This is a genomic window from Rhizobium giardinii bv. giardinii H152, assembly GCF_000379605.1.
In the GTDB taxonomy this organism is placed as follows: domain Bacteria; phylum Pseudomonadota; class Alphaproteobacteria; order Rhizobiales; family Rhizobiaceae; genus Pararhizobium; species Pararhizobium giardinii.
On sequence record NZ_KB902746.1, the window covers coordinates 199005 to 220400 of the forward strand.

At 60.7% G+C, this 21396-nt stretch carries 18 protein-coding genes and 1 pseudogene; 7 read left to right on the plus strand and 12 right to left on the minus strand.

Features of this window, described 5'->3' with window-relative positions:
• Positions 1-46 precede the first annotated feature (46 nt).
• From A3AY_RS0132810 to A3AY_RS0132830, 5 genes are all read left to right on the plus strand, one after another.
• The gene (locus A3AY_RS0132810) at positions 47-1498 is read left to right on the plus strand and encodes a sugar ABC transporter ATP-binding protein (RefSeq protein ID WP_040669585.1); all 1452 of its coding nucleotides are present in this window, start codon (positions 47-49) and stop codon (positions 1496-1498) included.
• On the plus strand, positions 1495-2442 hold the full coding sequence (locus tag A3AY_RS0132815; RefSeq protein WP_018329905.1) for an ABC transporter permease: 948 nt from the start codon (positions 1495-1497) through the stop codon (positions 2440-2442). Before A3AY_RS0132810 ends, A3AY_RS0132815 begins: the two co-directional genes overlap by 4 nt.
• Entirely contained in the window at positions 2439-3389 is a 951-nt protein-coding gene (locus tag A3AY_RS0132820) for an ABC transporter permease (RefSeq protein ID WP_018329906.1), read from the plus strand. The genes A3AY_RS0132815 and A3AY_RS0132820 overlap by 4 nt, the downstream gene beginning before the upstream one ends.
• A 14-nt stretch (positions 3390-3403) precedes the next feature.
• Positions 3404-4312 carry an SMP-30/gluconolactonase/LRE family protein gene (locus tag A3AY_RS0132825; protein WP_018329907.1) on the plus strand — a complete coding sequence of 303 codons (909 nt, stop codon included), beginning with the start codon at positions 3404-3406 and terminating at the stop codon, positions 4310-4312.
• A gap of 560 nt (positions 4313-4872) precedes the next feature.
• Positions 4873-5514 carry a peroxiredoxin-like family protein gene (locus tag A3AY_RS0132830; RefSeq protein WP_018329908.1) on the plus strand — a complete coding sequence of 214 codons (642 nt, stop codon included), beginning with the start codon at positions 4873-4875 and terminating at the stop codon, positions 5512-5514.
• A gap of 550 nt (positions 5515-6064) precedes the next feature.
• On the opposite strand, the gene A3AY_RS0132835 is transcribed toward A3AY_RS0132830, so the two are convergent.
• From A3AY_RS0132835 to A3AY_RS0132850, 4 genes are read right to left on the minus strand one after another with little or no spacing between them, the layout of a single operon-like run.
• Complete coding sequence (locus A3AY_RS0132835) at positions 6065-7249, minus strand: thiolase family protein (protein ID WP_018329909.1); 1185 nt, start codon at positions 7247-7249, stop codon at positions 6065-6067.
• 37 nt (positions 7250-7286) lie between these two features.
• On the minus strand, positions 7287-8297 hold the full coding sequence (locus tag A3AY_RS0132840; RefSeq protein WP_026204072.1) for an aldo/keto reductase: 1011 nt from the start codon (positions 8295-8297) through the stop codon (positions 7287-7289).
• 44 nt (positions 8298-8341) lie between these two features.
• Positions 8342-9655 (minus strand): MFS transporter, encoded by a 1314-nt coding sequence (locus A3AY_RS0132845; RefSeq protein ID WP_026204073.1) that lies wholly within the window; start codon positions 9653-9655, stop codon positions 8342-8344.
• 45 nt (positions 9656-9700) lie between these two features.
• Complete coding sequence (locus tag A3AY_RS0132850) at positions 9701-10099, minus strand: MarR family winged helix-turn-helix transcriptional regulator (protein ID WP_026204074.1); 399 nt, start codon at positions 10097-10099, stop codon at positions 9701-9703.
• 1189 nt (positions 10100-11288) lie between these two features.
• Here A3AY_RS0132850 and A3AY_RS0132855 point away from each other — a divergent pair.
• The gene (locus A3AY_RS0132855) at positions 11289-12602 is read left to right on the plus strand and encodes an Nramp family divalent metal transporter (RefSeq protein ID WP_083926083.1); all 1314 of its coding nucleotides are present in this window, start codon (positions 11289-11291) and stop codon (positions 12600-12602) included.
• Between the two features lie 32 nt (positions 12603-12634).
• Here A3AY_RS0132855 and A3AY_RS40990 read toward each other — a convergent pair whose 3' ends face one another.
• From A3AY_RS40990 to glgX, 4 genes are all read right to left on the minus strand, one after another.
• Positions 12635-13348, minus strand: a complete 714-nt coding sequence (locus A3AY_RS40990; protein ID WP_245275980.1) for an NUDIX hydrolase — start codon at positions 13346-13348, stop codon at positions 12635-12637.
• Entirely contained in the window at positions 13296-15095 is a 1800-nt protein-coding gene (gene treZ / locus A3AY_RS0132865) for a malto-oligosyltrehalose trehalohydrolase (RefSeq protein WP_234913156.1), read from the minus strand. The genes A3AY_RS40990 and treZ overlap by 53 nt, the downstream gene beginning before the upstream one ends.
• Positions 15092-15868 carry an SDR family oxidoreductase gene (locus tag A3AY_RS0132870; protein WP_018329916.1) on the minus strand — a complete coding sequence of 259 codons (777 nt, stop codon included), beginning with the start codon at positions 15866-15868 and terminating at the stop codon, positions 15092-15094. The genes treZ and A3AY_RS0132870 overlap by 4 nt, the downstream gene beginning before the upstream one ends.
• A gap of 133 nt (positions 15869-16001) precedes the next feature.
• The gene (gene glgX / locus A3AY_RS0132875) at positions 16002-18071 is read right to left on the minus strand and encodes a glycogen debranching protein GlgX (protein ID WP_018329917.1); all 2070 of its coding nucleotides are present in this window, start codon (positions 18069-18071) and stop codon (positions 16002-16004) included.
• A gap of 751 nt (positions 18072-18822) precedes the next feature.
• Between glgX and A3AY_RS0132890 the strand changes: the two genes are divergently transcribed.
• Positions 18823-19074, plus strand: a complete 252-nt coding sequence (locus A3AY_RS0132890) for a hypothetical protein (RefSeq protein ID WP_026204077.1) — start codon at positions 18823-18825, stop codon at positions 19072-19074.
• Between the two features lie 86 nt (positions 19075-19160).
• Here the strand turns inward: A3AY_RS0132890 and A3AY_RS0132895 are convergent, their stop codons facing one another.
• From A3AY_RS0132895 to A3AY_RS0132910, 4 genes and pseudogenes are all read right to left on the minus strand, one after another.
• Entirely contained in the window at positions 19161-19400 is a 240-nt protein-coding gene (locus A3AY_RS0132895; RefSeq protein WP_154663367.1) for a hypothetical protein, read from the minus strand.
• Between the two features lie 155 nt (positions 19401-19555).
• Positions 19556-19858, minus strand: a pseudogene (locus A3AY_RS40995) (acetate--CoA ligase); the annotation flags it as partial.
• Between the two features lie 343 nt (positions 19859-20201).
• The gene (locus A3AY_RS0132905) at positions 20202-20840 is read right to left on the minus strand and encodes an NrsF family protein (RefSeq protein ID WP_018329921.1); all 639 of its coding nucleotides are present in this window, start codon (positions 20838-20840) and stop codon (positions 20202-20204) included.
• Between the two features lies 1 nt (position 20841).
• On the minus strand, positions 20842-21375 hold the full coding sequence (locus tag A3AY_RS0132910; protein ID WP_018329922.1) for a sigma-70 family RNA polymerase sigma factor: 534 nt from the start codon (positions 21373-21375) through the stop codon (positions 20842-20844).
• Between the last annotated feature and the right edge of the window lie 21 nt (positions 21376-21396).

Sequence of the window (21396 nt, forward strand, 5' to 3'; positions counted from 1 at the left end):
CCGCGAATGCGCGCGGCATTCTTCGCGAGCAGATGTGGCGGGCAGCATGGATGGCATTCAGAAGGCGGTGATCGCGGTTGATGGCGCTAAGGTGAGCTTCGGCGCGGTCAAGGCACTCGACGGCGTCACGCTTCGCGTCATGCCGGGCGAATGCGTCGGGCTCGTCGGACACAATGGAGCCGGCAAGTCTACGATCGTCAGCGTGATCAACGGCGGCCTCACACCACAGGCAGGAAGCGTCGCGAGCGACGATGAGCGGCTTGAGCGCTATGGCATCAACGCCGCCCGGGCCCGCGGTGTGCGCTGCGTATTCCAGGAGCTCTCCCTCTGCCCCAACCTGTCCATCGTCGAGAACACGCGCATCATGCATCGCGATCTCGGTGGCTTCGGTTGGCGGACACGCGCCCAAAAAATCATCGAGCAGAGCCTCGACACCGTCTTTCCCGGCCATAGCATCGGCAGCAGTCGGGCTGTCGGCGACCTTTCAATTGCTGAGCGACAGATGGTCGAGATCGCCATGGCTTTCTCCGACGCCGGCATTGCGCCACGGCTGGTGATCCTCGACGAACCGACCTCGTCGCTCGATGCAAGCCTTGCGCGCCAGATGCTCGACCATGTCCGTCGTTTCGTCGCCGCAGGCGGGTCCGTTATCTTTATCTCGCATATCCTGCATGAGATCCTCGAAACATCCGACCGCATCATCGTGATGAAGGACGGACGAGTCGTCGCCGAACGTCCGGCGCACGGTTTTGATCATCATGGCCTCGTGGAAGCCATGGGCACCGTTGCGAAGGAGGGCACCGGCCAGCGATTGTCGCGCGAACAGGCTGCCGCTCCGCCCATCCTGTCCCATCAGGCGGAGGGCCTTTCCTTCAAGGCGCACGAGGGTGAGATCATCGGACTGGCGGGTTTGGCGGGTCACGGGCAGACCGAGCTGCTGCTCGCCTTGCATGCCGCCCAGTCCGGCAACTGGCGTCCCGAGCGCGATCCGCTTGTCACCTTCGTTGCGGGCGACCGCCGTCTTAACGGCGTCTTCGAACTGTGGAGCATCCTGCGAAACTTCTCCATCGCCTCCCTCGGCGACCTGTCCCGGCGCGGCCTCATCCTCGCAAAAGAAGAGGAGACGAAAGGCGCCGACTGGAAGCGGAGGATCGAGATCCGCACGCCCGATTTGCACAATCGAATCCTGTCGCTTTCCGGCGGCAACCAGCAGAAGGTTCTCTTCGCCCGCGCGCTTGCGACGCGCGCACCGATCGTATTGATGGACGACCCTATGCGCGGCGTCGACGTCGGAACCAAGCAGGAGGTCTACAAGATCATCCGCGAGGAAGCCGCGCGAGGCCGCACCTTCGTCTGGTACTCGACGGAGATGGACGAGGTGCGCCTCTGCGACCGCGTCTACGTCTTCCGCGAAGGACGCATCATGGACGAACTCGCTGCCGACGCCGTCAACGAAACTAACATCATCACCGCCTCCTTCTCGGGGGTCCCCGCATGACGCTCCGGCTCTCGTCCGACGCCATGCGTCTTGTCATTCCCGCCCTGTCGCTGACGCTGCTGCTCGCAGCCGTCTTCTGGCTACAGCCGCGCGCCATGAGCTATGTCGGGCTCAACCTGCTGTTCAACCTGGCTGTGCCCATCGCGCTTGCGACGATCGCCCAAATGCTCGTGATGGCCGTGAACGACCTCGATCTCTCGATGGGCACCTTCGTAAGCTTCATCGCCTGCGTCACCGCCACGTTTCTGCGGGATGCCCCCGTGACCGGCGTACTGATCCTTGTCGGTGCGATCGCGACCTATGCCGGGCTCGGTGTTGTGATCCATTTGCGCAACCTGCCGTCCATCGTCGTGACTCTCGGCATGAGCTTCGTCTGGGGCGGACTTGGCGTACTGCTGCTGCCGGCACCGGGCGGGCAGTCGCCGGACTGGGTGCGCTGGCTGATGACCGTCAAGCCACCGCTGGCGCCAATGGCAATCGTCGCCAGCATCATCATCGCCGTCGTCGCCCATCTTGTCGTCATGCGGTCCTCGCTCGGCGTGTTGATCCGAGGCATTGGGGGCAACCCGCGCTCAGTCGAGCGCGCCGGATGGTCTATTGTCGCGGCGCGCGGCGCTGCTTATGGCCTTGCTGGCGTCTTCGCGGTGCTAGCGGGCATCGCCCTCGTCGGGCTAACCACCTCGGCCGATGCTAATATCGCGCTGCGCTATACGCTGCTATCGATCGCCGGTGTGATCCTCGGCGGCGGCGAGTTTATCGGCGGCCGCGTCTCCCCTATCGGTGCTGTCATAGGCGCGCTGACGCTGACGCTCGCCGGCTCGTTCCTGTCCTTCCTGCGCATCTCTGCGGACTGGCAGATCGGGGCTCAGGGCGCGATCCTCATCATCGTGCTCGCGTTTCGCCTGATGCTGAACCGCGTCGAGAAGCGGGAGAAAGGTCGATGAACCCATTCCTGCGCCTTTTCGAAACCCCCTGGATCTGGTCCTGGCTTGCCTCGTTTATCGTCTGGTTCCTGACGATAATGGTGACGCTCGGCGCCAGCACAATCGGCGTGTCCCAGGCCGCGCTCACCTTCGCCGCCTTCTCCGTCATCGTCGGCCTCGGCCAGATGTTCGTCATCACGCTGGGGCCTGGCAACATCGATCTCTCGGTTCCCGCCACCATGACGTTTGCCGGTACGGTGGCGCTGAAGCTGATGAATGTCGAAAACGGCATGATCCTGCCGGGCCTTCTTGTCACCATCGCCATCGGCCTCGTGGTCGGGCTGTGCAACTATTCGCTCATCAAGGCGCTGCGAATACCGCCGATCATCGCGACGCTTTCCATGAGTTTCATCGTGCAGTCCGCCGCGATCTGGACGAACCGGGGATTGCGTATCAAGCCTCCCAGCGCGCTTGCGGACTTCACCACGTCGAACACCCTCGGCGCGCCGAATGTAGCGATCGTCGCGCTCCTCATCTCGATCCTCGCCTGGTTCTTGCTCGAGAAAACGATCTACGGGCGATGGATCTCTGCGATCGGTCAGAGCATGCCGGCCGCGCGCATGGCTGGCATACCGGTCGACGGCGCACGCTTGGCCACCTACCTCTTCTGCGCCGTGCTTGCATCTGTCGCGGGATATCTGCTTGCCTGCTTCTCCGGCGGCGCGGCGCTCAACATGGGCTCGGAATACCTTCTGATGTCGATCGCCGTCGTCGTGATCGGCGGCACGGCGGTCGCCGGCGGCGATTCCAACGTGCCGGGCATCTGGGGCGCATCGCTCTTCATGTTCCTGGTCGTTTCCATGCTCAACACCTACGGACTCGGCGCGGGCATCCGCCTCATCATGACCGGTCTGATCATCATCAGCGTCATCATGCTCGCCGGCGGTCGCCGAGCCAGCATACGATAACCGGACAGACCACCATGGCCGACATCTACGAAATTCACGACCCGCGCTTCCGGCAGATGATCGTGACCAGTGCCGCTCTCGACGAGCACTACTCCGGGTGCCGCTGGGCAGAAGGCCCCGTCTGGTTCAGCGACGCGAACCAGCTCCTGTGGAGCGACATTCCCAACCAGCGCATGTTGCGATGGACGCCCGAGAGCGGCGTCTCCGTCTATCGGCAACCGTCCAACTTCACCAACGGCCATACCCGCGATAGGCAGGGACGGCTCATCTCCTGCGAGCATGGTACGCGCCGCGTCACGCGCACCGAGGTCGATGGCTCGGTCACCGTGCTCGCAGACCGTTTCGAGGACGCGCGGCTCAATTCCCCGAACGATGTGGTGGTGAAGTCCGACGGCACAATCTGGTTCACCGATCCCACTTACGGCATCATGTCGGACTACGAAGGCTTTCGCGCCGAGCCGGAGCAACCGACCCGCAACGTCTACCGGCTCGATCCAACAACCGGCGAGCTTGCTGCGGTCGTCACGGATTTCATCCAACCGAACGGCCTCGCCTTCTCACCAGACGAGAATGTCCTCTACGTGGCAGACTCGGCAGCAAGCCATGACGCAAGCCTGCCACGTCACATCCGCGCTTTTGACGTGGTCGATGGCAGACGCCTCGCGAACGGCCGCGTGTTCTGCTTCATCAACAACGGCATTCCGGATGGTATCCGCACAGACATGGACGGGAACCTCTGGTCGAGCGCCGGCGATGGCGTGCATTGCTTCGACCCAACCGGCAAACTGATTGGCAAGATCCGCGTACCGCAGATCGTCGCGAACCTCACCTTCGGCGGGCCGAGACGTAACCGTCTGTTCATCGCGGCTACCTGCTCGATCTACTCACTTTACGTCGCCGCGACCGGCTCTCAGTGGCCCTGAAATCATGATGCTCCCCCTAATGGATCAATCCAAAAACGCGATACGGCACAACCAATCAGCTAGAACTTGCCGGTGGCGGGGCCGCCGAACTGGCCGAATTTTGCGCTACTCTGGTGATCGGGCCACTGGTTTTGGGCGCGATGAGCTCGCTCGGAATAGCGAGACTGCACGAAGGGTTCCAATTGTGTGCTCTGGCTACTTCTCTATCAGTGTCAATATGTTTGTGGAGATTGTCGCCTAATATCACGGGCTTTCCCGTCCGACATTTGGGATATTGAAACCTTGGAGGCCCATCATCAGCGAAAGCTCGACGCATCTCATTAGCATCTTTTGAAACTGCTGACTTTCCGGTTCGAGCCACGCGAACAATTGCGCGCTCAGGACGGCTCGTGAAACCGGCCGCCCGAAGACGCGTTTTTCATGTTATAATGGACTTGCAACGCGCGTAATCTCGACCTCGGCATATGGCAGGGGCCCGAAAGCTATTGTGCCCTGGCGCCTCCCAGCTCGGGCTCAACTGGGAAGCTCTGGTTTGCTTATCAATTGCGAGGAGGTTGTTCATGTCAACGAGTAGTGTCGACCGCCCGCTGCAGCCGGGTGACCGGGCACCGAATGTTGTGCTCAACGCGATCTCACGCGAAGGCAAGATCGCGCTCGACGATTTTCGGGGCCGTAGCCCGTTATTGATCGGTTTGTTTCGGGGCCTGCACTGTCCGTTCTGCCGGCGCCACGTCGCCGCGATGGCGCAACTCAAGCCGGCCATGCGTGAGAAAGGCGTCGAATGCCTAGCGGTGGTCAATACGCCGGTGGAGCGGGCGCGGCTCTATTTCCGTTACCACCCGGCACCCGATCTTCTGGCGGCTTCCGACCCGGAGCGGGCCTCACATCGTGCTTTCGGCTTGCGCGAGGTCGGGAGGGACACGGTCATGGCTATACGGATCGATCTCCCGGGAGAGTTGCCCGAGCCTATGGACGTCATGGCAATGGACGAGTTTCTCAACAAGAAAGAAGAATATGAGATTACCGAGGCCGATCAGCAGATGATGACTTCCGACCAGGGGCAGCTTGTCGGTCAGTTCCTAATCGACCAGGGAGGCATCGTACGCTGGAGCTTCACTGAAGTTCTGGAGGAGGGCCTCAATACGTTCAGGGCGCCAAATTCCGAGGAATTGATGTCGGCAGCTTCCCAAGTTGCACAATAGATTCTGAAACTCGCACGACGACCACGATCCTGTGATATTAATCATCATCATGATGCTCAGGAGCGGAGGGTATGGCCTGCCTTTAGGCTCGTCGCGATTTTCGAAACGCCATTACGCCGACAGCTCACAATATGGGCACGAACCGCATCAGTAAGATGGGGCAATCGCAGATATCAGCAACCTCTTCAAATGTCCGACGAAAGCCAGTTTACCTCGAGCGGCTCTCCCTAAGAGATGGATTCGCTCATGCCCAAGCGCGCGCATCAACCAATCTGATCGGCAGCCATGGCTCGGAAGCTGAAATTGGCCAGGTCAGGAAGGTCCGGTGGCTTGTGAGAGGCGCCGTAGCCGCGCAGGTCGGTACAGATCCTGGCCATTCGCGACCAGCATCGGCGCAATCCGCGCCCAGAGTGCCTTGGTCTGCGGAAAGCCGTGCAGCACAGCACCGGCTCGCCCGCACCCGCCGAGACATAGGGGATCTCTATGTCGTCGACGACAATTCGACCGTTTCAAACCGCCGAACATTGGCGTCTCCTCACCTGCAATTCCATTACAGGGCCTCGAGCGCCAGAGCGATGCCTTGGCCACCGCCGATGCACAGCGTCACCATGCCTTTCGTTAGCCCATCGCGCTTCATCGAGTGGAGAAGCCGCGTGGTGAGGATCGCTCCTGTCGCACCGATGGCGTGACCGTGCGCGACGGCGCCGCCCTCGACGTTGACGATGTCCTCAGGCAGGCCGAGTTCGCGCATCACCGCGATGGGCACCGCGGCAAAGGCCTCGTTGATCTCGATGCGCTCGATGTCGGCAAGTGTCCAGCCCGCCTTTTCCAGCGCCTTTCGAACGGCAGGAACCGGCCCGAGACCGAACAGGCCCGGCTCAACTGCTGCAATGCCATAGCCGGCAAGGCGCGCCATCGGTTGAAGACCTTTCGCATCGGCAAAGCCGCGTTCGGCGACGATCATCGCCGCAGACCCGCTGTTCAGCCCCGGCGCATTGCCGGCGGTGATCGTGCCATCCTGGCGGAACGCGGGCTTCAGTCGGGAAAGTGATTCAAGCGTCGTTTCCGGACGAGGTGCCTCGTCTCGGGCGAAGCTCTCCGTTCCCTTCCGACCCCGCACCTCGACGGCGACGATCTCGTCCGTGAACCGGCCGGCATCCTGTGCGGCGGCAAAACGCTGCTGAGACCTTGCTGCAAAGGCGTCCTGCTCCTCTCTGGTGATCTGAAGCTTGCTGACGAGATCCTCCGTGTGCCAGCCGGAATGCTCGCCGGAGAAGGCGTCGTTCAACCCGTCGGTCAGCATGCTGTCGAGGATTTTGGCCGGCCCCATTCGGTAGCCCCAGCGTCCGCTATCCATCAGGTAAGGCGCGCGGTCCATGTTCTCCATGCCGCCGGCGATGGCGGCAGCACAGTCTCCGGCGGCAACTTCCAGTGTGGCGCTCAGGATCGCCTGCGCGCCCGAGCCGCAGACCCGGTTGACGGTGAGCGCCGGGACGGAAACGGGCAGGCCGCCGCCGATGGAAGCCTGCCTTGCGGGGTTCATCCGGTTGCCGGCCTGGATGACGTTGCCCATGACCACGGTGGCGATGTCCTCGCCCGAAAGCCCGGCGCGTCGCAGGGTCTCCCGAACGACGATCGCGCCGAGTTGGGTGGCGGACACGCCCTTCAGAGTGCCGTTATAGCCGCCGATCGCAGTGCGAACCGGATGGGCGAGGATGATGTCACGTGTACTCATGGCTTTTCTCCCTATCTGGATGGTGGATTTGCTGACCTCAGGCGACTGTCTTCGGCGCCCTTGCATCGGAAGCCCACGGCACAGGGTTCCTCTCCGGCGCAGACGGATCCAGGCTGCTGGCGCCATCGAGCCTGTCGAGTTGCTCGGACGAGAGCTCAATCATGATAGCCCCTAGGTTGCTGGACAATTGTGTCAGAGAGCGCGGGCCAATCATTGGAATCGCGCCATGAGTTCCCGCCCAGGCAACGGCGACCTGATCGGCACTGGCGCCGAGTTCGCCGGCGATCGCGAGAACCGTGTCGAGGACCTTCGTGCGTTGCGCCGAATTCTCCGGCTGGAACACGTTACCGCCCAAGCCTTCTGCACGGCCCTTTTCCCCTTGCCGGTACTTGCCCGTCAGCATGCCGCCGCCGAGCGGCGACCATGTCACGACGCCGAGCCCGAGCGCTTCGCACGCCGGATACAGATCCACTTCGGGTTCACGATGAACCAGGCTGTGCTCGAACTGCGCGGCGGCGATCGGGACTGCATGGGTCAGTTCCGCCAGCGTGACCGCACGCGAAAGCCCCCAGGCCGGAAAATTCGAGAGGCCCGCATAGAGGATCTTGCCCGCACGGGCCAGATCCTCAAAGCCACGCACGATCTCTTCAGCGGGCGTTACGCCATCGGGATGATGCGCCCAGTAGATGTCGATGCGATCCGTCTTGAGGCGCTTGAGGCTGCCCTCGACGGAGGCGACCAACGCCTTGCGGCTGTTGCCGGTGACCAGCCGGTCGGCATTGGGGACGGCCCCGTTGGTGAACTCGGTGGCGAGCACGAAATTCTCGCGACGTCCCTCAAGCAGCGTGCCCAAAAGCTCTTCCGACTGGCCAAACTGGTAGATGTCCGCCGTGTCGATGAAATTGCCGCCAGCCTCGGCATAGGCGTTGAATATGGCCGTGCTGTGTTCCGCACTGGCGCCATGACCCCAGCCTGTGCCGAAGTTGCCCGTACCGAGGGCGATCTGCGAGACCCGAAGACCGGTCTTCCCGAATGGCGTGTATTTCACGAGCTTCTCCTTTGTTTCGAGCCGCGGCAAGACATCGCCAGAGCTCAAGCTGTCATTGGCGAGAGGGGCGTTCGACGCTCGCGAACGAGGACGATCGAAAGCGCCGCGATGAGGCACAGAAGGCCAGCGGCGAAGAATGCCGGTAGGTAGGTCTCATAGAAGGTTCGAGTGAAGCCGGCGCCATAAGCCGCGAACGCCGCTCCGAGCTGGTGGCCGGTGAACACCCATCCGAAAACGAGGTTTGCTTGGTCACCGAACCGGTCGGCTACCAGCTTCACCGTGGGCGGGACTGTGGCGACCCAGTCGAGACCGTAGAAGACCGCGAAGATCGAAAGCTCGTAGAAGCTGAAGCTGCTGAATGGCAGATAGAGCAGCGACAGACCGCGAAGGCCGTAATACCAGAACAGCAGCCACCGGCTGTCGTAGCGGTCGGAAAGCCACCCAGACCCCACCGTGCCGATAAAGTCGAATATGCCGATCATCGCCAGCATACCCGCCGCCATCACCGGCACGATGCCGAAGTCGCCGCACAAGGTGATGAAATGGGTTTGCACGAGGCCGTTCGTGCTCGCTCCGCAGACGAAGAAGGTGCCGAACAAAACCCAGAAGGTAGCCGACCCCGAGGCGTCCCGAAGAGCGAGGATCGGTGACGCCATCATGGCTCGAAAGGTTGCGGGCTGGACTGCCGCGGGGGTCGGCTGCGTCGCACCATTGGGCAACTGGCCCACATCTGCTGGCCGATCGCGCATCAAGGTCAGAACCGCGACGGCGGCGACCAACAGGACGAGGAGAATGAAAGACAGCGCGTAGCGCCAGCCGAACTGTTCGGTCAGCGTGGCGAGAAGAGGCAAAAACACCAGCTGGCCGGTTGCAGTGCTTGCGGTGAGAAGACCCAGGACAAGTCCGCGGCGCTTGGAGAACCAGCGCGTCGCAACGGTTGCACCGAGTACCATGGCCGTGAGGCCGGTTCCAAATCCGACGACGACGCCCCAAAGCAAGAGCAGATGCCAGAGCTTCGTCATCGCGAAAGAGCCGAGGATGCCGGCTCCGATCAGAGCCAGCGCGACGGCGACGACCCGGCGTACACCGAAGCGGTTCATGAAGGCTGCTGCGAACGGTCCCATCAGGCCGAACAGAACCAGCCGAACCGCAAAGCCGGCGGAGATGTCGGCGGTATCCCAACCAAACTCGGCCCTGAGCGGGCCAATCAGCACCCCCGGCGCGCCGACGGCGCCCGCGGTAACCAGCATGGTGAGAAACGTCACCGCCACCACCACCCAACCGTAGTGGATACCGCGACGGGCAAGCCGCGCCGCCAGAGGAGAAGGGCTGAAGGAGTGCGGTGATGGAGCGGTCATGAAACTCACCAATCTGCGGGTATATGCCCGCGTTGAGGCCGAAAATCAGATTGCATGCAGGATCTCTCGCAGGGCTTTGACGTTCGCAGCGCCGAGTCGGGTCTCGATCTCACGCTGGCACCCATCCCAGAGCGGCGCGGCCTCCTCCAGCATTCGGCGACCGCGAACCCCCAGTCTGACGACCGCTTCCCTTTGATCGTTCTCGCCACGTCCCGTCTCGACCAGGCCCATGCGCTCCAGCACACGGACATTGCGCCCGACGGTCGAGCGATCGAGTTCGGCAACACGGCCGAGTTCGGTGAAGCTCACCGGCTGTCGGCGTTCGATCAGCCTGAGCAGCGAATACTGCGCGATGTTGATCCCTAAAGGGGCCAGCGCTTCATCGTAGACGGCGCCAATCTTTCGGGTCGCAGTGCGCAGCAGCGAGCAGTAACAACGAGACATATTGCGTGTATATACCCCTTTTTTGTCCAAGTCAATGTTTCCCGTCTTTCGTCTTGCGGCTGGGCACCTGCCGCGCCCGCAAGTGACGGCACCCTCCATCAGGGCGGGGCTTCCCCATGCCGGCGTTTACAACCACCCCAAGTCCAAAGAGGATTTGATCGTGAAGTCAACCCAGAATGGCTGGAGCGACCTTGGAACGATATGCAGTCATGGATCCCGTCGCTGTCATGAAACTCGGTATCTCGCGCGCGCCGGACAACCCCCGTCCGAGCATGCACGGTCGCGGCCTTGAGTTGCAAGGGCGCTCGATAGACGGATAGAACGAGGACCGTTTTGCTGCAGGCGTCGGCTCGAGGACGGCCATCAGCGTCCTCGAGTAAGCCAGTGGTGGGTCTGCCCGAACAATTTCTCAGGCGATAGGACAGCGCGGGCGCGCTTGACTATCACCCGCACCATCGGCTTTCATCGCTTCGCGATTAAAATATTTTATTGTCATGGATCGTTTGTCGATAAAATATGAGGGAGCCCGATCTCTTGGCAGTCTGATCGGGTGTGTGAGGAAAATCTATTGGCCTCTTCCCAATCCCCGGGAAGAGGCCATTTTTCTAGCAGCCCTCGAGATCATACGCTGAGACAGATCATTTCATCAGAGATAGAGACCGCACGCAACGCTCTGCGATGGCGAAGGACTGTTGCGATAGGCTCGCTCACCTACAAGGAAACCAACCCGGGCACTACAGCTCTGAACGTCGTAACGCTCAAAGAACTTTAGCGCTTTGAAAATGCTGCGATTTCCGCCCTAACGTGCTTCTCCGATTTTAGCGAATTGTGCGGTATGCAGTTATTTCTTGGCGGCAATTAAGGGAGCCCCGGTTGCCCGTTGATCCTGTGCCGAGACGCAATTGAGCGTTGCGTAGAACACTCATTCTAAAGGCGCAGGACGATGCCTGGGATTTAGAGCCGAAGTGGGATGGCTATCGCGCTGCTGTTCAAATTGAACTGCGCGGTGTGCGGATCGTCCGCCGTGGCCGTTGACGACCGACATAACATTGGCCGTCAATCGCCTCAGCGCCGGAAAGCGGATTTTCAGAGATTACCGCAGACGTGTCGCCACCAGGGGCGATCGAACCGCGCACTCCATGGAACTCGACGCTTTCGAAGTAGTTACCCGCCCAAGAGGCAGCACTCGATGGCTACACCACTTGAAACGCCGCTTCCAGCCGGCCGTACGATAAAAAAAGCACCGACTGGACGGTGGCGCCGGGCCGCTGTTTTCAAGGAACTGGGTCCTGGCTTGATCACGGGAGCGGCTGACGATGATCCAAGCGGCATCGCGACCTATTCGCAGGCAGGTGCGCAGTTCGGCTTCAACATGCTCTGGACAATGCTGCTGACCTATCCGCTCATGTCAGCGGTCCAAATGGTCAGCGCCAGAATCGGGCGCGTAACGGGCCACGGATTGGCGAGCAACATTGGCGCCATCTGGCCGAAACCGATGGTTCTTGCGCTCGTCTTTCTCCTGTTCGTAGCCAATACGATCAACATTGGGGCCGATCTGGCCGCCATGGGAGCGTCAGTCGAACTGGCGCTTGGGCTTCCCAGCCCACCGACAACTGTCGTTCTCGCGCTGTTGTCACTGGCCCTCCAATTGTTCATTCCCTACCAACGTTATGCACGCTATCTGAAATGGCTGACCCTGGTTCTGCTTTCCTATATCGCGGTGCTGTTCGTCGTTCGCATCGACTGGTTGGCCGCACTTAAAGGCTTTATCGTACCGTCTTTCCCATGGAATGCCGACAGTCTGACGGTGATCGTCGCCGTTTTCGGCACCACCATCAGTCCGTATCTGTTCTTCTGGCAATCGAGCCAGGAGGTCGAGGAAATCGAGGAGAAAGACGGTGCAAAGCCGCTGAAGGTGGCGCCGCAGCAGGCGCCTGGCGAACTGCGCCGCGTCCGTCTCGATACCTTTGCCGGCATGGCCTTCTCGAACGTTGTCGCGGTCGCTATCATGATGAGTGCGGCAGCGACGCTGCACGCCAGCGGCAAATCCGAAATAGGGACTGCAGCCGATGTCGCAGAGGCACTCAAACCGATAGCCGGAGATATGGCCTTCGCGCTCTTCAGTATCGGCATCATCGGAACCGGCCTGCTTGCGATACCCGTGCTTGCGGGATCGGTCGCTTACGCGTTTGGTGAAAGCCAGGGATGGAAATGCGGACTGGAGCACAAGCCATGGGAAGCGACGGGCTTTTACACTGTCATTACCGCCGCGACGCTGATGGGACTTGCGATAGAATTCTCACATATCGATCCGATCAAGGCCCTGTTCTGGAGCGCCGTAGTCAACGGCTTTGTCGCCGTTCCGGTTATGGCCGCGATGATGATCGTCGTTGGACGGCGTGACAGAATGAAGGAATTCACCGCCTCAAAGCCAGTTCTGTTCTTTGGCTGGGCCGCGACCGCGATTATGGCGGCAGCCGTCGTCGCGATGTTACTGATATGATGTCTGTCCCTGCCCGGTGCGGTTTCGAGGCTTCAAGCATTTTCTGCGCGGACGCCGACAATCCCTTGTTTGTCTGAGAATTCCGAAGGAAGGCCTTCCAACCGATCGCGCGAGGAGTGTTTGGTTCGCCTCTTGCTGTGTGCACCGTCGAAACTCCGAATTAGCGACACGAGTTGCGGCTCGTCGACGAGGAGCGCCGCTTCACTGGGGTGAAGCCATTTTCGCAGACGCTGTCCTCTTTCCTTCCACCGGGAGAGGATGGTTTGCGCCTTCAGCGGGTAAACCGTTACGCGGACCGGCAGGAAGCAGCTGAGGTCGCGCTTCCAGTAGAAATAATTGCCAACCGGGCCGGGCTTGACCTTTCCCTTTACGCCGGCTTCCTGCTTTGCTTCGATTGCCGCCGCTTTATGCGGGCTCTTGCCTTTCATCAGCCAACCTTTTGGCAGCGTGAAACGGCGGGTTTCGCGCGTCGTGATCAAAAGGATCTGCACGGAACCGTCCTTGCGAATGCGGTATGGCAAGGCGCTGACCTGTTGGAGAACCTTGCCATTCTCGGCTTCCAGTTTGCGGTGTAGATGCTTGTTCATCGCAGCCCTCCGTCCAGTGTTCGAAACTAACGGCGCGGGCGAAGGTTCCTTGGATTCCGGATCGGTTTCCAAGTCGGCCCTGTCTTTTGGGCAGTTTGCGCCCTCGTTACGACTGCCGGATAAACGCCTGGCAGCTTGCTGGACCAAGGCCTGCTTCACGAATATCGCCAGTCGGATATACGCGGTTGCCCGTTGTTGCAGGCAGTGCCACGGCGTGCTGCGAAAAGTTCGCCCTGAGCTGCAGCACCTTGCTCCCGAACGTCCAGTCGATGAACACGCACCGGTCCGGGGTATCGAGAAGCACAGTACCCGAGTAACCGGTGGCCTGCGACAGCAGCGGCACGATGGTTCCCCGGCGGATTTCGAGGAGGAATTTGATGAAGTCGCCCCAGGCTATCCCGTCCTCGGTCGCAGCCCCATGCCAGTCGATTTTGCTGCGGATAAAGGTCTCATGGTCATTCGGATCCCGGAGATCGGCGGCGGACATTCCCTCCGGAAAGCCACCAAAATTCGCCACCTCCTTTGGGCGATTGTCACGGATAGCCTTGGCGATCGCACCCGCATAGTCGGCGAAGAAGTGGAACGGCTGCAGCGACAGATGATCATCGCCCATAAAAACCAGTGGTACCTGCGGTGAAAGCAGCAGCATCTCGGTCAGCGCCCTGTAGATGTGTCGATCAACGGTCGCATGGAGCCGGTCCCCACGTGCTCGGTTTCCAACCTGGTCGTGATTCTGCAAAAAGTGGACGAAGGCCGTCGGCGGCAGGGATTCGGTTGGCGGTGAACTGTCGCCAATGATCGGCTTCCCCGGCTTCAAATAGCCGTGCGCCATCGCCTGGCGGAGCTTTGCCCAGGTGTCACGCTTGAAGGGTTCGTAGTATCCGCCACTTTCGCCGGTCACAGCCACGTGCAGTGCGTGGTGGAAATCGTCGTTCCAGTCAGCTTGATAGAGCCGACCCCCGGGCAAATCCGCCATAAGATCCGTGCCGTTGGCCGGGTTCTCCGTGATGAGATGGATATGCCGGCTGCCGATTTCGCTGCGCATGGCGCAGGCGATCTCCAATAGGATATGCTCGCCGCTGCTGTCTTCAATCTGGTCGATGGCATCGAGCCGGAGGCCATCCAGGTGAAAGTCGATCAGCCAGTAAATCGCGTTTTCAACAAAATAACGCCGCACCGGCTCTTGTTCATAAGCGATCGCAGGCCCCCACGGAGTATCCCGGCCCATGCGGAAAAACTGCGGCGCGTACCGGCTCAGATAGTTCCCCTCGGCGCCAAAATGATTGTAGACAACGTCAAGAAACACCATCAGGCCGAGGCCGTGGGCAGCGTCGATCAACGCCTTCAAGTCATCGGGCGAGCCGTAGGCGGTGTGGGGGGCAAATTGCAGCACGCCATCGTACCCCCACCCGCGCCTACCCGGAAAATGTGCGATGGGCATGAGCTCTACCGCCGTGAAGCCAAGTTCGGCCAACCGCGGGAGCCGTTCGATCGCAGCGCCGAACGTCCCCTCTGGGGTGAATGTCCCGACATGGATTTCGTAGATCACGGCTTCTTCCCAGGGCCTGCCGATCCACTCGACATTCCGCCATTGATAGCTGTTGTCGTTCCTCAGTATGGATGGACCATCAAGTTGTCCGACTTGTTGACGCGACGCAGGGTCGCCAACGACCGCGCCATCCTCCAGAACAAAGCTATAGACTGATCCATGGGGCGCCCAGACGTCGACATGGTGCCAACCATCGCCGGAGTTCGTCATCTGCACGTCGGACCCGTTCAGTCGCAGTCCGACCGACCTTTCCGCCGGTGCCCAAAGCTGGAAGCGGATGCTGCCGTCCGCGTTCCGTCGCGGACCCCAGCGTTGCGCACGCATGACGGGTGAAGCAAGGCTTGCCGTGTCTCTCATCGCAGCAGCCCCTGCCCACCATCCACCCAGATCGGCGAGCCCGTTATGTGCCTGGATTTGTCTGAGGCCAAAAATGCGATGACATCGGCGACGTCCTCGCTTCGCCCAGGCTTTCCTCCCGTAATCGGGACCTGCCCTTCGGGCCAGATAACCGGGATGGAGGTTTCGTCTTCCTTGCGAAGCGCGGTGTTGCTGTCGATATTGGTGTCGATTTCTCCGGGGCAAACAGCATTAATGCGGATGTGATGACGCGCCAGCTCCAGGGCGAGTTGCTGGACCATGGCGACCTGCCCTGCCTTTGTTACCGTGTAGGCTGTCGCGCCGGGTGTTGTGAACGTGCGCGTGCCATTGATTGACGAAACCACGATGATCGACCCCCCGCCGGCTGCTTTGAGATGAGGTACGGTCGTGTGGATGGTCAAGTATGTCCCGGTCAGATTGACGGCCAGCGTCCTTGCCCACTCCCCAGGGGTCAGGTCGTCGATAGGTGCCCAGACCCCGTTGATGCCGGCATTGGCAACGACAACGTCCAGTCGTCCAAATCGTTCTATCAGTCTGGCAACAGCGCGCCGCATCTGGTCTTCGGCGGCAATGTCGGCGTCAAGAACCACTGCCTCGCCGTTCGCCGCTGAAACATCCGCGACCGTCGCCACCAGTTCGTCATGGCTGTAGCCAAGCACGCCGATTCGAAACCCGTCTGCCGCCAGAGCCAGGGCCGACGCCCGGCCTATCCCTGATCCACTGCCTGTCACCAGCGCCACCCCGTTGTGCATCCCTGATCTCCCGTTTTCGATGATGGCCGAAAACGACGCCGGGCTCGTTTGGTTCCCGCATGCAGAAGCGAGGTCATGCCCAGGGTCATTCGAGCCAACCTGTTCGAACAGTTGCTCGGCGAATTCACCGGGCTCAGGCTGGGGCAAAAAGCACCAGGCTGCGGGGCGGCATCTGAAGGACGTCCTGGTTCTCGAAGGCGGTGTTCGCGTCCCTTGCCGTTGTCAGAGCAAGGGTCCAGGTGCCAGACGCGGATCGCGGCAATTTGAAGGGTACCGGACCGTCATGGGGATTGAAGATCAACAGCAGCTCAGGCCAGGCTCCCTCCTCTACAACCTTGCAGCAGAGATGAAGGCCGACCGTCGTGCTCCCCGCGTCAAGCCAGTGCTCGACTGTCTGTTCCCCGCCGCCCGCATTGACCCAGGTAGCGGTAGTGCCGTCTCGCCAGCTGTCGCGACGAAGCAGCGGCTGTTGCTTGCGCAGGCCAATCAGTTTCTGGACGAACTTTCTTAACTCGTCGGCGCTTTCGCGCTCCGTCTCCCAATGCAGCCAGCTGATCTCGCTGTCTTGGCAATAGCCGTTGTTGTTACCATTTTGAGTACGACCGAATTCATCGCCGGCAAGCAACATGGGCGTACCTTGCGAAAAAAGGAGGGTGGCCAGAAAATTGCGCATCTGCTGGCCGCGGGTGTCATTGATTGCCTCGTCTTTGGTCGGCCCTTCGGCGCCGTAATTGAAGCTGCGGTTATCGCGGTGGCCGTCGGCATTGCCTTCGCCGTTGGCCTCGTTGTGCTGGCTGTTATATGAGACAAGGTCATTGAGTGTGAAGCCATCATGTGCCGTGATGAAGTTCACGCTGGACCAGGGGCGTCGTCCGCGCCGATCGTAAATATCGGCCGATCCCATGAATCTCGCGGCGAAATCGGGCGCAGTCCCGTTCTTATCCTTCCAATAGTCACGGATCGTATCGCGGTATTTGTCGTTCCACTCAGCCCAGCCGGGTGGAAAGCCACCGACCTGGTAGCCGCCTGGGCCGATATCCCAGGGCTCCCCCACAAGTTTGACATTCGCAAGCAGGGGGTCCTGCGTCACCGCATCGAAGAACCCACCGCGCTGGTCGAACCCCTCCGGTTCTCGACCAAGGATGGTCCCGAGGTCGAACCGAAATCCATCGACGTGCATCTCATCGACCCAATAGCGCAGTGAATCCATGATCATTTGCAAAACGCGCGGATGCGAGGTGTTGACGGTGTTCCCGGTGCCCGTGTCGTTGATGTAGTAGCGATGATCGTCGGGCCATGTGCGATAGTAGGAGAAATTGTCGATGCCCTTGAAGGACAGGGTGGGGCCAAGCTCGTTGCCTTCGGCCGTGTGGTTATAGACCACGTCAAGAATGACCTCGATACCGCCGTCATGCAGCGCCCGTACCATGTCGCGAAGGCCGTCCATACCGCGCGGGCCATAGTAGCGGCTCGCCGGCGCGAAGAACGCGAGGCTGTTGTAGCCCCAGTAGTTGCGCAAACCCTTGTCGATCAGGTGTTGGTCGTCTGGAAAATAGTGGATGGGCAGGAGTTCGACCGAGGTAATGCCGAGAGACCTCAAATAGTCGACGATCGCCCTTTCCGCGAGCCCCTCGAAAGTGCCGCGCAGTTTTTCCGGAACGGCCGGGTGAAGCTGGGTGAAACCTTTCACATGGGCTTCGTAAAAGATGGTCCGGGACCACGGTATTGCGGGAGGGCGGTCTGACTTCCAGTCATAGCTGTTCGGTTCGACGATGCGGCACTTCGGCATGCTGGAGGCGCTATCGCTTTGATCAAACGATAAGTCCTTGTCCTGGCTTGCGAGGTCATAGCCGAAATGAACTTTCGACCATGCGATGTCACCGGCCAATTCGCGGGCGTAGGGGTCGATCAGAAGCTTGTTGGGGTTGAAGCGATGGCCGGCGGATGGATCGTAGGGGCCATGCACGCGGTAGCCATAGAGGGCGCCGGGCTTCAAACCGGGCACATAACCGTGCCAGACTTCGTTGGTGTATTCCGGCAGTTCGAGCCGGGCTGTTTCGTTTGCTCCGGTTTCGTCGAAAAGGCAAAGTTCCACCCTTTCGGCGTGGGCGGAAAACAGGGCGAAGTTGACGCCGTCGGTGTCGGGAATGGCGCCCAATTGCTGCCAGCGTCCCGGTTCGATTGCAATCGCGCCAGATCTCATGAATCCGTTCCGCTGTCCGTCGAGGATTTGACGCGGCACCTCACCTCAAGCGCTGCCGCCAAGAAGGTCTCCCGGGCCACATCGGGCAGTGACATCGCCGAACGCCCTGCCGCCAGCGCGTCATGGACGCCCATCGGCCAAGCTCCTGCCGTTGATGGAAGCGGGTACTGCTATTTCCTGACGGGTCGTTTTCGGCAAGGCAAGGTCGACCACTTGCGGCACCATGACTTGTGGTTCCGGGCGGTTCTTGCGTTGCCGGCGCCAAAACATTGACCTCTTCCAATCGGAGAGGCGCTTCATTGGACGTTTCATCAGCATTCTCCGTGTCCGATGCGGTCAGTTGCTTGCCAAACAGCTGCCTCCGCTTGGTGTTCTCATCGCCCTGCAACCCAAACCCATCGGTATTTGTTCCAAGCAAACGCAAGCTGGGGAAACTTCGCCATGTGAGACGCGGTCCTTATCAATTCGTCCGCGAGGTATGTGAACACCGAGCTTCCTAGCGCGAGACCGACTGAGAGGAGGCTCGCCTTCGTCGCATTTGCATGGCCGGAAATTGACGACCGCTGACGGAACACGAGGCGGCACGAGCGGGTTGCATGGAACCGCGAGCAAATTCGCAAAGCCTCGGCTCGAATAGGAACATCCTCATGGACATTCTCGCCGTCTCGGCTGAACTATCAACGGCCAGGGCGACGCCCCTATCGAAGATCAGTTTCGGGAGGCGGCCAGACGTTATCCGGAGCATGTCGCCGTGAAAATCGGTTACGAGGAACGCATAGCACACCTGCTTCACGGTGGTGCGGACGCGATGCTTGTGCCGTCGGGGTCCGGCGGGCTCTCAGAAACAGTGATCGATGCAAACGACGCCGCCTTGCATGCTCGGGCAGCAACGGGAATTCAGTTCTCGCCAATCGACGCCGATGGCCTGCGACAGCCTTCCGGCGCGCTTTCACGCTGTTTCGCCACCATCATGCCTTTGACCAACTGCGGCGGCAGGCAGTGAAGGCAGACTGCCCCTGGCAACGCAGCGCGCAACAGTATGCGGAACTCTACGACAGGCTGTCATCCGGCGGTGCCGGCGACAGCCGGTTATCCGGCTGACTGGCTTCCGTCGCGCATTCGTTGATCAAATGCCATAGCCGGACCCTCCTTTTGCGAATCCGGCATGCGATAACCCCACTGCATTACTGCGTACCGGATAGCCCCCTGCTGCGCACTTTCGTTGTCTTCAAAACGTTCCGCAAGAACGTGGCTTCGATCGGCGAATTCGACCAGGACGGTTTTGCTGCGGTAATCATAGTAAACGTGAAGTTGCTGAACGTCGTTCATTCGGATAGCCTCGCGGTGTGGCTTTTTGGAAAAACGCGTTGCAATTTCCTGGGTTCCCATACCCTTTGTGAAATTTATTGCTGCGGGTTGCCCGACTGCTGGGCTCTGTCGGTGGCTGCCACCGTGGTATGCATGGAAACAGGTGCTTCCCTATTTTACCGGTTAGCGATCAGATTGTCGACGGCGCCGGATCGGCAGGCGTCGAGCATAGCACGAGCGCACCGAAATCTTCCTTGGCGAGCTAGCGCAGAATGCGGCGCTTTATCTTGCGAGGCGACTTCAGCAGGCCCGGCGCAAATTTGGTCTTGTCAGGCGTAGCGATCGGACCGATTTTGGCATGCACAGCTTTCAGCACTTCCGGGGGAAGCGTATCCCAACCTTCGTGACCCATCGGCGACACGTTCGCAATATATACCCTGGTCCTTGTTTGCATGTGGGTGGTCGACGACCGCAGCTTCCCACTAGGGATACCCCGTTCCAGGATGTGGCTAGGAACGTTGTACGGCGCACGGTCGACCGGTGAACCGGCCAGCATGCCGGAGCGGGTCAGTTGCTATCGATTTCTGGGATTGGCGCTCCGCGACCGCCCTGGCCGTCTCGGTGAGAGTGCTCAAGCCCGGCGAGTGGATCGTGGCGCCTAATCTTGTCTATGCCTGATCAGAACGGAACCACTTACTCACGGTCTCGAGTGACGTCGAAAATCCGTGCAAGCGGTCGCCGCGAATATGGCTCGGCAATCGTCTGTCAGTCAAACTTGCAGCCCGTTCCATCGGCGCCAGGATCGGACGAGCGCCGTGACGTCTACCAGCGGGCAACGCGGCGGCCGCAGATCGCGCCGAGCGCCACCAGGCCGGCAATCGCGATTGAATACCAAGTTGCGACGAACAGTGGTGAATCGTCGGTGCAATGGGCCGCATAGAAGGTTGCGGCGATGCCGCCGGCAAGCAGGCCAGCGACGGCGCCGGCAAGGCGGGGGCGCGTCGGCGCGCCGTGACGGAGTGCCGCCAGAAACACGGCCAGCGCGCCGAGGCCGATCAGTGGTATGAAGGTCAGGCAGACATATACGTTGCTGCCCCACCAGACCGTAACCAGCTGATCAGAAGGCACCGCGAACAATTCGGCCGCCACCGCAGTGCCGAGAAGAATCGGCATCAGAACGAGCCAATACGCGACGTGTCTGACATCGGAACCGGGACGCGACAACACCCGCAGGAGCGCAAAGGCGACGACGACGAGCGCGAGCGTGACGATGAATTTGAACAGGAACCGGGGCGTGTGAGCGGCTACGGTGAAGTCGGGGCGCGGCCCGATCAGGATGAAGAAGGCGCCTGCCGCAATGATTGTCGCTGCGACGATCGCAATCCACCATGAATAGCCAAGCGGCATTGCCTGCTTTGCTGCATCTGCCCTCAGGGCATTGATGAGGTCGTTGGTCTGCATTTCAGCTCCGTCCAAACTTCTTTGCGATCGATCGCAAACCCCGGTGCAGGGCAACTCGTACTGCCGTCTCCGTCATGCCGAACTTGGCGGCCGTCTCGCCGATCGAACGCCCCTCGATCGAAATCGCGGCAACGACAGAACGCTGGCCGGCCGTCAGCCCGTCCAGCACGCGACCAATCTCGCGGTCGCTCACCGTCTCGGCCTCCGGCTGAGCGACCGTCTCGGCGATTTCGCCGATCTCGACCTCCACGTGGCGGCCGCGCTTGCGAAACGCGTCGATCAGTTTGAAGCGCGCAATCGCATAAACCCAGGGCGAGACAGGCGCGTCGGTCTTCCATGTATGACGCTTCATATGAAGTGCCAGAAGCGTTTCCTGCACGATGTCCTCGGGATCGACGCCGCCCTGTATCTTGCGACGCGCGAAGCCGCGCACAATGGCGGCGGTGCGTCCCAGAAATTCGGCATAGGCCCTTTCGTCCCCTGCGATCGCAGCGCGCAGCAACGTGGCAAGTTCATTTTCGGCGTCGCCGTTCAACCCTTGTCTCTCCAATACGCG